The 11,709-nt window shown below is 51.8% G+C and carries 11 protein-coding genes; 7 read left to right on the top strand and 4 right to left on the bottom strand.

What is annotated here, in order from left to right:
* The first annotated feature begins 63 nt into the window (after positions 1 to 63).
* Positions 64 to 1,257: a glycosyltransferase family 4 protein gene (locus AB1483_08300; protein MEW6412457.1), complete on the top strand. Its 1,194-nt coding sequence runs from the start codon at positions 64 to 66 to the stop codon at positions 1,255 to 1,257.
* Between the two features lie 114 nt (positions 1,258 to 1,371).
* Positions 1,372 to 2,088, top strand: coding sequence for a cytidylate kinase family protein (locus tag AB1483_08295; protein MEW6412456.1), 717 nt, complete (start codon positions 1,372 to 1,374; stop codon positions 2,086 to 2,088).
* Here the strand turns inward: AB1483_08295 and AB1483_08290 are convergent.
* The 4 genes from AB1483_08290 to AB1483_08275 all read right to left on the bottom strand — a co-directional run bounded on the left by AB1483_08290 (position 2,085) and on the right by AB1483_08275 (position 6,546).
* Positions 2,085 to 2,465, bottom strand: coding sequence for a CoA-binding protein (locus tag AB1483_08290; protein MEW6412455.1), 381 nt, complete (start codon positions 2,463 to 2,465; stop codon positions 2,085 to 2,087). The genes AB1483_08295 and AB1483_08290 overlap by 4 nt on opposite strands.
* Positions 2,466 to 2,596: 131 nt before the next feature.
* Complete coding sequence (locus AB1483_08285; GenBank protein ID MEW6412454.1) at positions 2,597 to 3,037, bottom strand: VOC family protein; 441 nt, start codon at positions 3,035 to 3,037, stop codon at positions 2,597 to 2,599.
* 141 nt (positions 3,038 to 3,178) lie between these two features.
* Complete coding sequence (locus AB1483_08280) at positions 3,179 to 3,931, bottom strand: FAD-binding oxidoreductase (protein ID MEW6412453.1); 753 nt, start codon at positions 3,929 to 3,931, stop codon at positions 3,179 to 3,181.
* 449 nt (positions 3,932 to 4,380) lie between these two features.
* Positions 4,381 to 6,546 (bottom strand): sigma 54-interacting transcriptional regulator, encoded by a 2,166-nt coding sequence (locus AB1483_08275; protein MEW6412452.1) that lies wholly within the window; start codon positions 6,544 to 6,546, stop codon positions 4,381 to 4,383.
* Between the two features lie 1,490 nt (positions 6,547 to 8,036).
* Between AB1483_08275 and AB1483_08270 the strand changes: the two genes are divergently transcribed.
* From AB1483_08270 to AB1483_08250, 5 genes are all read left to right on the top strand, one after another.
* Positions 8,037 to 8,921: an RHS repeat-associated core domain-containing protein gene (locus AB1483_08270; GenBank protein ID MEW6412451.1), complete on the top strand. Its 885-nt coding sequence runs from the start codon at positions 8,037 to 8,039 to the stop codon at positions 8,919 to 8,921.
* Positions 8,922 to 9,294: 373 nt separating this feature from the next.
* Positions 9,295 to 10,005: a hypothetical protein gene (locus AB1483_08265; protein ID MEW6412450.1), complete on the top strand. Its 711-nt coding sequence runs from the start codon at positions 9,295 to 9,297 to the stop codon at positions 10,003 to 10,005.
* Positions 10,006 to 10,015: 10 nt separating this feature from the next.
* Positions 10,016 to 10,792, top strand: a complete 777-nt coding sequence (locus AB1483_08260; protein MEW6412449.1) for an RHS repeat-associated core domain-containing protein — start codon at positions 10,016 to 10,018, stop codon at positions 10,790 to 10,792.
* A gap of 37 nt (positions 10,793 to 10,829) precedes the next feature.
* Positions 10,830 to 11,396: a hypothetical protein gene (locus AB1483_08255; protein MEW6412448.1), complete on the top strand. Its 567-nt coding sequence runs from the start codon at positions 10,830 to 10,832 to the stop codon at positions 11,394 to 11,396.
* A 75-nt stretch (positions 11,397 to 11,471) separates the two neighbouring features.
* The coding region (locus tag AB1483_08250; protein MEW6412447.1) for a hypothetical protein at positions 11,472 to 11,709 on the top strand (238 nt) is incomplete at its 3' end.

Raw genomic sequence — 11,709 nt, 5'->3', positions numbered from 1 at the left:
CAAATGGATTCGGGTGGCAAAATTTATATTTCTCGCAGGACTTTAATTTTTTAAAATGAAGACATGGCTCGCAAGTTGAACGTTCTCATGGCAACCCACAATTACCCCCGTTTTAGAGGGGATTTCGCTGGTGTCTTTATCGAACTTCTGGCCCGCCGGCTGGTCGAGCACGACATACAGCCCATTATCGTAGCGCCCCACGCCCGGGGAGCAGAGGTTTATGAGCAGGTGAACGGCGTCAAGATATATCGCTTCCGATATGCCGACAAGGAATCGGACGAGAATCTGGCCTATCATGGCAATATGCACCGGCTGGTGCTCGGCTCGGTGGGCGGAGTGTTTCGCTTCAAGCGCTTCCTCGACTGTTTTCGTCAGGCGGTTTGGCAGGCCATTGAAAAGGAACAGGTGGATGCCCTGGTGGGCCACTGGCTGATACCTTCGGGTATGGTCCTCAAAACTGTCAATCAACGGATGAAGCTTCCCACCTTCATGTATTCGCACGGTACCGATGTCCGGCTGGCGCGCAAATATTTCAAGGTCGCTTACCGCTACCTGAAGGATTTCTGCTTACGGCTCAATCGCTGGACGGTTGTGTCGAGTTATCTGAAGGACGAGATTGTCGCCCTGGATCCCCGCCTGGAGAGCATTCTCGAGGTTCTCGCGGTGCCCCACGACGAAACAACCTTCTACCGTGACGACGCCATCGCCAAAGAAGACAACCTGGTGGTGTCGGTGACGCGGTTCACCGAGCAGAAAAGAGTGGATTTCCTGGTAAAGGCATTTGCGCTCGTGAGTGAAAAGTGCCCGCAGGCAAAGCTGGAGATATACGGCTCCGGTCCCCTGCAACCGACCATCGAAAAGATGATCGAGCGCTTTGGCCTGACGCAAAAGATTACCATCAACGCGCCGGTCACACAAAACGAACTCCGCCGGGTTTACAACCGGGCGGCGATGGTCGTTCTCAATTCGTATCAGGAAGGCTTCGGCCTGGCGCTGTCGGAGGCCATGCTGTGCGGCACGGCAGTGATAGGCACCGACTCCGGTGGCATAACGGACATTATACAGAACGAAACGAGGGGGTTGCTGGTAAAGCCGGACAATGCCGCTGCGTTGGCCGGCGCCATCGAACGTCTGCTGAGCGACAAAAACCTCAGGGACACTCTGGCGGCTGAAGGACACTCCCATGCCGGGCGCGCCTATGCCTCGGGGGCGCTTGGTGAGAGGTACGCGGCCATTATAAGAAACGCGCTTGCCTGAAATCCACTCCTTTCACAGGGCTAAGTCTTAAAACCACAATCACTCTCGACAGCCCATAACTGATATTTTGTAGCGAAATGACGTGTTTCTTCGTAATTACTTACGGAGGAGGTGATGGGCGTGTCTTCAATCGACAGTATCATCAACAGACAACTTCTGCGATGGGAACTCCAGCGCAAGAAAGATAAAGAGCACAGGCTGGAGCGGACACAACCGCTGCCGATAGTGACGATCAGCCGCCAGACCGGGAGTCGAGGTTCCTATTTCGCCTCGCGGCTGGCCGAGAAGATGGATTACCTGAAGCTGCATCGCGAGGTGATCGATACGATATGTCAGACAGCCGGTTACCGCAAGCGGATCGTGGAATCTCTCGATGACCGGTTTCGCGGCCAACTGGAACTTATGGTCGAGTCCGTCTTCACCGGACAGACTTTCGATCACGCGGATTACTTTATGCATTTAGGGAGAATAGTTTTGTCCATGTCGCGCCTCGGTGGAGTGATTCTCATGGGGCGTGGCGGCAATTTCATCCTCGGTCCCAAACGCGGTTTTCATATGAGATTCGTGGCCCCCAGGCAGAAGCGGATTCTGAACCTGGTTACATACAAGCTAATGCAACCGGCGGCGGCGGAGAAACTTGTGCAGCAGTCCGATGAGTCACGCAGCCACTTCATACGCAAGCTGTTTGACGCGGATATCGACGATCCTCAAAATTACGACATGGTCGTCAATGCCGCCTATATGGATATTGAAGAACTTGTCGAGGTGGCGATTAAAGCGATTCAAGCCAAGTTTGAAAAACTCCAATACCTTGACCACGAAGCCGACTAATACTGGTTGGTTCTAAGCATCACCAGCGTGCACGCTTCCACAACCTCGATGCCGTTTTTCCTCAGCTCTTCGGCGAGCCCGGAATTCTCCGCTCCGGGGTTGAAAATAACACGGCGAGGTTTGAGTCTCAGAATTCTATCCAGTTCGGCGCTGGATATGCCGGGGCCGACATACACGGTCAGCGTATCCACCGCACCGGTGATATCATCGAGAGATTTAAGGCCGGGGACACCGTCGACAGCGTGGCCCGCCGGGTGGACCGGAATCGGCTGAAAACCATGCTCCTTGAGCATCCTGACGGCTTTAAATGAGTAGCGGTCTTCTTTCGGGGAGGCCCCCAGAACCGCGGCCCTCGACGAAGGTGGTGCTTTGGTCAAAATGAAGTTCCTTTCACACTTGTTCTCATCTTCAATCTAATGCTCAATAACAGTCAAGACGAGAAATTGTTCAACAGAAAAAGCGGTACGAGTTGGTACCGCTTTTTTTTGTGAACGCTGTGACTTTCTGATTATTTCGGAATGTTGTTCGGGTCGAAGTCGGCGACGTTCTGGGCGAAGGTCCAGTTGTAGCCCTCCGGACACTTGATAGTGTACGTTCGGTCGCCCCAGAACTGCTCTTTCGGCTCGGAAAGAATCTCGCCACCCGTCTTTTTTGCTCTGGCAAAGTGGTCATCGACATTGTCCACATACAGATAAAACGACACCGGGCTGCCCTTAAGAGTTTTGGCGGCCAGCATTTTTTGCTCCGGCGATTCCGAACCGAGCATGAGAACACCGTCCTTGTGCGTCAACTCGGCGTGCATGATATTGCCTTCTTTGTCCGGCATGGTCATTCTGGTATGAAAGCCGAATGCTTTTTCGTAGAATTCCAGAGAACCCTTTACATCCTTGACAATCATGTATGGATTGAGCCACTGCATGCCATCTGATTTTGGAGGCCTGTTTGCCATATGATGCTCCTGCGCTTTGAATGGTTAATGGATTTCGTGTATCTATTATACGCCATCTTAAACGATTTGTTTATGGCGGGCAATCACATTTGACCCGGCTTTTAAGACTCGTCGCTAAATTGTGATACTTAAGAGCAGGAATCAGACCAAGGGAAGCACGCCGTTTGGATCGAGCTTTGTCTTGACCTTGCGCGAATAAACGGCATCGGGGTCGAGATTGTCATCATCCAAAACATCGAGCAGCGGCCGCCGATCAATAGCCTTGAGCTTCATCGAGGAGAATTCACCCGTGGCCGACTTCGGCATGACCCGGAACGTGGCATTGATAATAAGCCCCAGAAGGCCCCAGCTTCCGAAGAATATCTTCACTATATCGTACCCCGATACCGACTTAAAACACGCCGAACCCGGCTTGATGATATCCCCTTCCGGGGTGACAATTTCCGCCTTGATAAAGTACTTCTTTAACGGAAGATCATGCTTGTCGAGTGCGGCGCACAGTCCGGCCGCTATCGAGCCGCCAACCGATCCGACATAAGGAAGCGAAGAATGCGGCAGCCAGAGTTGGAATTCTTCCAGATCCAGATTGATCTCTTTCAGCGGAAAGCCTGAGCCGACTGTCACATAAAAATCATCGGCGTTCACCTCAATCAACCGGTTAAGCCGATCCGTTCGAACCGATACCATGTCGGTAAACGGTTCTCCCTGTGGGTCGATGTTGTTGCCGAAACCGGTGATAAACAACTTCTGGTGGTGTTTGTTGGCCAGACGAAACAGGGCGGCGGCATCTTCGGCCGATTGCGGATGGAAAGTCGGAACCGACTTCTGGTAAGTCAGACGGTCATCGGGGAATTCCGACTTGATAATTGAGACAAATTCATCCCTGCGAGTCATGGCGCAAAGATAGGTATAAATCGATGATTGTCAACAGCGACAGGTTTGCGAAACCGCTTCGTGGACAATAAAAAAACCGGGTCGACCAGTCACCTTTACACGCCCTAACGGTATCAATTCTGGTCGAACCCGGTACCGCAGTCACCGTTCCTTCTCGGTTCCGCCGTTCAACGACATTAATGCACACAAAAATTGTGCCATATATGTCATTCAGATGTTGCGAATCGTATCGTGTTGCTTTACAGCGGCGTAGCTGAAGATTTTCAAAGTTTGCAGTCTGTCAAAAATACCTCTAAAAGGCGAATTCAGGGGTAATTTCTGCGAATTTTGAGTTGTGGCGCTTAAGTTATTGTCAATCAATGAAGTTTTTCGTATAAAACGCGAACATAATTCGCAAACTCGCAACTGTTGAATCACTGATGTCGGTTTGAGACCGGGAAACCAGCGACTCAGGGGGTTCTGTTGCGGTATTTTTTTAGACGATAACGAAGAGTACTCTCGGGGATTCCGAGACTTCTCGCGGCCAGACTCTGATTGCCGTTGGCGAAATCGAGTGCCCGCAGAAGTTCGTTATATTCATTTCTGCCCCGGGCCGCCTTGCGTGCCAGGGTGAGCATCTGCCTGATATCGCGTCCGGATTCCAGTACCAGCCGGTTGATTTCAGCCCGGAGCTGACGAACGTTACCCGGCCAGTCATGCGCGGCGAGCACTTCGGATAATTCCTCAAGCCGCTTTGATGCTTCGCCCTCCTCAATAATCAACCCCGAGGTGCGCATGAAGTACCTGATGAGGGCGAGAAGGTCCAGTGTTCTTTCTCTCAGGGGAGGCAGATGTAATTGAAGCTGGTTTAAGCGATGGAAGAGGTCCTCGCGAAACTCGCGGTTTTCAATTCGAGACGATAAGTCCTGGTTGGTGGCGGCAATGAGCCTGAAATCCACCGGCCGGGGGAGAGTTTCGCCCAGTCTTCGCACACTCCGCGTTTCGATTACTTCCAGAAGTTTGGCCTGGAACGAGGGAGAGGTGTCGGCTATTTCGTCGAGGAAGAATGTCCCCCGGTCGGCCATCTCGAAAAGGCCCGGCTTACTCTGGTCGGCGTTCGTAAAAGCGCCTTTGGCGTAGCCGAAAAGCTCCGACTCAACCATCGTATCAGGTATAGCGGCGGCGTTTACGGAGATGAAGCGCCCGGGCCGTTTGCTGTGGAAGTGAATATATTTGGCCAGGATGTCTTTGCCGGTGCCGGTCTCCCCGGTCAGAAGAACACTCAGTTCACTCGCGGCTACATTCTGAGCGTATTTGATCAGATCAAGCATGATGGCGCTATCGGCGATGATGTCCGGGCAATCGACAATATTGCCGTGACCGTCAATACGCACCGCATGGGTGGTCGACTTGCTTTTCTTGACAGGCTGCGAGAGCCTGACAAGTTCTTTCTCTATCTTCTGGAGGTATGGCTCAACGTCCTCGGAGCGAAAGTATTCCCGGGCCTGCAGCAACAACCTGATACTCTCATCCAGATCATACAGGTCCGAGCAAGCGGCCATATAGCGCGTTACCGCAAGTTCGTAGCGGGATTTAATCACATAGAACAGGTCTATAGCTCTCTCGAACCAGGAGCGAGCCGTCTCGAGTTTTTTCCTGTGCAGGTCTATCCGGGCGAAGATGCGGTAGCAGGCGGCGATCTCGACACGCTCGGTCATCTTGCTCACCGTCGTGAAAAGTGGCTGAGCTATATCGGCGGCGTCATCATACCTTCCCGCGCATATATAGGCCTCAGCGAGTAAGCGTTCTCCGGCGGTGAAAACGAGCTGTCCGGGATACAACTCTTCCGCGAGTTCGGAACCCTTTTGCAGAATTTCCGCCGCCCTGGCGTAGTTGTCGCCCAGCAGATGTATCCACCCCAGGTAATGATAGTAGGATATTCTTTCAAGCGGATACTGCTCCAGCAGCGGCTGCACCTGTCGGATAATCTTCAATGCGTCATCACTATTGCCCCAGTGAGCGTGAGGCATAGCGGATACGAGGTAAAACACGATCTTCATCCGCTGCGGTGACTTCTCGAGAACCGGGGCGCTTTCGATACACTTCGTCAGCGCCTCCTTGAGGCGTCCGGTGCGCAAAAGAGGCAGGGGCAAATTGGCGGCTATCGATGCTGTCCCTTCGGCGTCGTTCAGTGATCGGTACAGGCGAAGCGCCTTTTCCAGACCGTCGACCGCCGCCTCGATATCACCCATGTGGTGTGCCACACAAGCTAGCCGGTTAAGACTCTTCGCTATGCCCTTGAGATCGCGGTATCTGAGAAAGTTGGTGTAAGCTTCAAGAAGGGCCTCCTGCGCTCCCACGAAGTCCACCTGGTTGGTCAGCGACCAGCCCAGCGCGTACTTGGCCCGGGCGAATTTGGAGGTATCGGGATGAAACCGGTAGAACTCTATCGCGGCCTCAAGGTCCCTCACCAGCGAGGGATTACCCGCCCCCAGCGCGGCCTCCGATGTCAAAAGATCACATAGCGCCCGGTCTTTCTCGGATAATTGCGATAAATCAATCGGCTGCAAAATCTTCAGCGCTTCGGCGAAGTTTCTGGCGAGTACCAACTGCTCGGCTCTCTCGAGATTATTCATATCAAAGTCTCGTATTTCGATATCCTCTGGTGCGCTTTACGGCTTTAGGAACCGGATGTTTCCCTCTAAAAGCTGTCAGCCGGGGCACTGTTCAGGTTGGACATTAGCGCACACCGTGAAACGGTATGCGTCAGGCTCTCCTTTGTGTTTATGCTGCCTGAAGATAACCCAAACAGCCGGGTCTGTCAAATGACAGCGCACATAAAGTCCCCATATGCCAATACATTTCATGCCGTTACCACGATTTGGGTTCGTTTCGTTATTTTTAATCGTCAATCGTTAATTATCCCGTAGGGGTTCAAAATTTTGAACCCCTACGAAATGTATGTCAGGCCCAAACGAGTTTGAGCCTGCCACCCGGAAATGTTGTGTCGGGCTTCCGAGTCCGCCACCGGCGGGTCCTGGGCTCCGTCAGGAGGTGGTGACCCGACGCGTTCGATCAAATTGCCGTCAGGTGACATCCCCGAAACTTTCGGGGACAGCACCTGACGGAACTCGTTAGATGCGATCGGCAAGATCGCGTCGTTCCGTTGAAAAACGGAATCCAGCAAGCATGAACCGGGAACGGTTCTGCCATGGTGGTGTATCCGTATTTTTCCGCGCAATCGTATATCATCCATTTCATTATCCGGATTTGGGTTCGTTTCGTTATTTTTAATCGTCAATCGTTAATTATCCCGTAGGGGTTCAAAATTTTGAACCCCTACGAAGTGCGTGTTGTGCGCGGTCCCGTGCTTCGCGGGATTTCATCTGCCCGTGGCGGTGACCCGACGCGTTTGATTTGATCGCCGTCAGGTGACATCCCCGAAACTTTCTGGGACAGCACCTGACGGAACCCGTTAGATGCGATCGACAAGACCGCGTCGTTCCGTTGAAAAACGGAATCCAGTAAGCAAGAACCGGGAACGGTTCTGCCATGGTGGTGTATCCGTAGTTTTCCGCGCAATCCTCTATCATCCATTTCATTACCATGATTTGGGTTCGTTTCGTTGTTTTTGTATGGTGCCCTCACCCCGCCCCTCTCCCGGAGGCCGAGGGGGAAAGAGGCGTGATGTCGTGTCGCGTTTGATAAATCAAACGCCTACAATTCCAGGTGTTTGCGCAATGGCGGGTTCGAAGACGGACCCGCCCTACAAAGCAGGGCTTTGTGCCCGGTGAATCTTCAGATTCACCGGGTAATCCAGAATTGGGTTTGTTTCGTTATTTTTCATGGGTCCCCAAAACGCGTTTTTCCCTTCTAACCTATTTTCCGGTAGACATTTACTGCCTGTCATCAATGCCGTTTGGATGCACAAAGTATTCGATTTATGGTCTGTGAGAATATTCCGTTTCATATTTACTCGGATGTCAATGCATTGACCATGGATTTTGTGGCGAAATTGCGCAGGTGGAGAGGATTTGCGACAAGCCGCGGTGGGGCTTGATTTGTGGCTCTCAAATACCGATAATATGGTATATGATTGGGGAGTAGCCACGACGGGGAGATCTTGATGGTATCAACTGACAGTCCAAACGGCAGGGTGCTGACCAGGGTGTATAATATAGTGGTTGATGATGGGAAACCGGGGCAGCCGGGGACGCCGGTCGACAGGGCCGAGACGGAGTCATCGGGGGGCGGTTCGGGCGATGTTGTGCTTGAGGGTCAGCCGGGGTCGGGGAGTGCGATCGTGTACAAGTTTCTGTATTATCATCTGGATCATCTGGGCACGCCTCTGGCGGTGACTGACGGCACGAAGGACATCGTGTGGAGCAGTGATTATTATCCGTTTGGTTCGCTGTATGATGAGCAGGTTGTTCAGAGCAATGAGCTGCGATTCCCGGGTCAGTATCATGATCGGGAGAGTGATTTGTATTATAATTGGCACCGGTATTATGAGCCTCAGTTGGGGCGGTATGTGACGCCGGACCCGCTGGGGATTGGCGCCGGGGATGTGAATTTGTACAGGTATGTATATGCGAACCCAGCCAACCGGATTGACCAGACGGGTCTGAAAGTATACCTGTGCAGTCGAGATACGGAGATCAACAGCGTGGTGGATTGGATTGCTGGCATATTCAGTGTAAAACACCAGTTTATTAAGACCGACACCAAAGCTGCGGGTATGGAACATGCTGGAGGAGGGCCTTTGCCAGTCAATCCAATCGGCATCCCAGTGGTGATTGCCGATCACTCCGGAGAAGCTTCGAGGGCTCAGTGCGTAGAGGTAAAAGACGTAGATGAAGAATGTGTAAATAGAGAATTAGAAATCGGCAAGTCAATAGGGAGGTGGTGGCCCTGGCACAACTGCAATTCATGGGCCGGCTCGGTACTTTGGAAGTGCAGGAAGGACAAACGCGCATGCGTGACAGCCGCACCGCAGAGGGCGTACGAATAGGATATCGGGAGCAATCAGGAGGACTATACTTTCGGACGAAGCGATAACCGAAGAGGTTCCTATTGGAAAGCCTTAATTGTTGAGGGAAGTATTGTTTACGAAAAGGAAACGACTTATGTTTTGGCGCTGGGTGTTAGTTGCAGTTATGATTGTGCTGGGTCTGATGTATGTAAACGCCGCTGTGAGCTGTTTTTGGGCCGCCGGTAGCCCTAGGAATCTCGATCCAGATTCCTGGATTCGGTGCGGTTATATTGATCTCGCAGCAGCTGGCCTGCTTTTGTTAGGCGCAGTAATCATGCTGATTAAGAACATAAAACGAGCGAGAAAAGATCGTCAGAAAGAGTAACAATAGACCGTTACTAAGCAGCAAACTATGAATCTGGTTCTTCTCCCTGGAATGGATGGCTCAGGGACGCTCTTCGGGCCATTTGTAGATGCTCTTGGCGAGAGTCACGACAATCTGATCATCCCTTTACCGACCGGACGGGAGCAGAGTTATGAATTTCTCGCTCAATACGTGCGAGAAAGACTTCCATGCCGTCGCGGGCTTGTCCTCCTGGCGGAGTCATTTTCTGGCCCAATTGCATATCGGTTGTTGCAGGACGGGGAACCCAACATTGAGTCAGTTATTTTCGTTGCGTCGTTTGTCAGGCGCCCCATATCACTTGCGTGGTGGGGATTGCGGCTCGTTTCCGGCCCTATGCTTAGAAGACATCTAATCTCGAATTTTGCATTCAAGATGTGTTTCGTTGGTTTCGGCTTCAATGAGATCTTGCTGAAAAGGTGCTGGGATGCCATCGGTGTGGCAGGCATCAGGACCATCAAGTCCCGACTGGAGGCTGTCTTGTCCCTGAAGGAACCTCAGCAGAGAATACGACAGACATGCTTTTACATTCAACCCCAGAACGACCGTATTGTGTCGAGGCGCGAGTATGATCCGTTCGCACGCCTATTTGATGATCTAAGGCTCTACCGAATCGGGGGCCCGCATATGATTCTTCAGGCCAAGCCTAGAGAGTGTGCGGCGATTGTCAACGACATTCTTGAGGATATGAGGTGGAAAACGGATTTAGATCTGTCGTAGCGAGGAGCACTTGAGCTATAGCGATCATCTTGGGACGCCTCTGGCAGTGACTGACGGCGCGAAAGACATCGTGTGGAGCAGTGATTATTATCCGTTTGGGTCGCTTTACGATGAGCAGGTGGTGCAGAGCAACGAGTTGCGGTTCCCGGGTCAGTATCATGACCGGGAGAGTGATTTGTATTACAATTGGCACCGTTATTACGAGCCTGAGTTGGGGCGGTATATCACGCCCGACCCGCTGGGTCTCGGTGCCGGGGATGTGAATTTGTACAGGTATGTATGGAATTCGCCTCATTCGTTCGTTGACCCTTGGGGACTCAAAATTGACTGGGGCCATTACAGGGTTAACAACATGTATGTGAGGTACAATCTTGAACGACTGAATCAGGCAATAATAGACCAAGGGTATGACAATGAAAGCTTCACTATTCGCGTAACCGGGGGTGACCGGTATTCCGATGAAAACGGTCTTCACTTTTCGGCCTCCGGGGAGGGTTTGGTGCGAAACTCCGATGAGTTGAGTCCTCATCTGATTGAAAGAGGGGCGAGAGCCGTGGATTTCCAACTTGAGGGGTTTGGTAGCGGACACTACAATTCTTGTATGATGTCGGTTTTTGAGAAGGCACTGAAAGACACAGAGTTCTTGCCGGAGAACAACAGACCCCTGAAGAAAAACGGTACTTGGACGAGGAAATATGGTGACGGTCATATTCATGTGGCTCTCCCTTATACTCCGCAATTTATGTGGCACCCCCCGATGACATGGGAAGTAACTCCGAGCGAGTGAGATCGAGAGATGTTTCAGAAATAAGAGGAAGCAGAGTATGAAAAACGCTTTATGGACTGCGATGCTTGGTTTTTGTCTGGTTGCCTGCATAGGTTTAGCAACGCAGGGCAGTGACGAAGAGACCCCTATAATGCCGACTGAGCTGATTGAATTGGCCAAGGCGCACGGATACGCACAAGTATCCAATTTTTACAGGATCCGCCCGGGCTACACGGAAGCACCATTCGTGTACGGATATGACGAGAGTAAACGTCATTATCAAAGTGTGGCCTTCTGCTGTCAAAGACAACAGGACAGTGCAGATGCAGCAATTTCACACTTGATACTTGTTGCCGTTGAGGATAATTACCTCACCGGCTTCGAGATAGTAGCTGAAATCGAGTGGCACTTCCCATTGGGGCTCTCAATTGTACGCGATAGCACTATTCCTCTCAGCCGTTTTGTTTATCTAGATAGCCGCGGTTATGTTGATGAGAAGTCTGAACCCGGACCGGAAGGCGTATACATGGAAGGAAATGCAATTTGCGGTGAATATGAAGATTATAGGGTTATTTTCTATAAACATCAGGGTCGCTGGCTAGCGTACGAGTCGTACGATGAATAGCCCAAGGTCGGGTTTCCGAATGAGCATCGCCAGGCAGAAACCCGACATGATGGAATGCTAGATACACACAGTTCATTGCCAACAAAGCGAGGAGCGCAGGATAACAGGGAGACCAAGACGGTTGGTATCAACACCACCACCTATGAGTACACAAACAATCGTCTGACTGGCCTAACCGGGGCTGAGACGGCTGCATTCGGCTATGACGCCCTTGGTAATCTGACCAGCAGTAATCTGGGTGGTCTCCCCCGGACGTATCAGTGGGATTATTCGGGCAGGCTTTTGAGTATTGACGAGGGGGCGGTGGCTGAGT

Source organism: Candidatus Zixiibacteriota bacterium, from assembly GCA_040756055.1.
GTDB lineage: Bacteria > Zixibacteria > MSB-5A5 > GN15 > FEB-12.
This window is presented reverse-complemented; position numbering and strand designations above follow the sequence as displayed.

Coding starts and splice junctions, on each gene's coding strand:
- AB1483_08300 (MEW6412457.1), top strand. CDS start 64: ATGGCTCGCAAGTTGAACGTTCTCATGGCAACCCACAATTACCCCCGT.
- AB1483_08295 (MEW6412456.1), top strand. CDS start 1,372: ATGGGCGTGTCTTCAATCGACAGTATCATCAACAGACAACTTCTGCGA.
- AB1483_08285 (MEW6412454.1), bottom strand. CDS start 3,037: ATGGCAAACAGGCCTCCAAAATCAGATGGCATGCAGTGGCTCAATCCA.
- AB1483_08280 (MEW6412453.1), bottom strand. CDS start 3,931: ATGACTCGCAGGGATGAATTTGTCTCAATTATCAAGTCGGAATTCCCC.
- AB1483_08275 (MEW6412452.1), bottom strand. CDS start 6,546: ATGAATAATCTCGAGAGAGCCGAGCAGTTGGTACTCGCCAGAAACTTC.
- AB1483_08270 (MEW6412451.1), top strand. CDS start 8,037: ATGGTATCAACTGACAGTCCAAACGGCAGGGTGCTGACCAGGGTGTAT.
- AB1483_08265 (MEW6412450.1), top strand. CDS start 9,295: ATGAATCTGGTTCTTCTCCCTGGAATGGATGGCTCAGGGACGCTCTTC.
- AB1483_08255 (MEW6412448.1), top strand. CDS start 10,830: ATGAAAAACGCTTTATGGACTGCGATGCTTGGTTTTTGTCTGGTTGCC.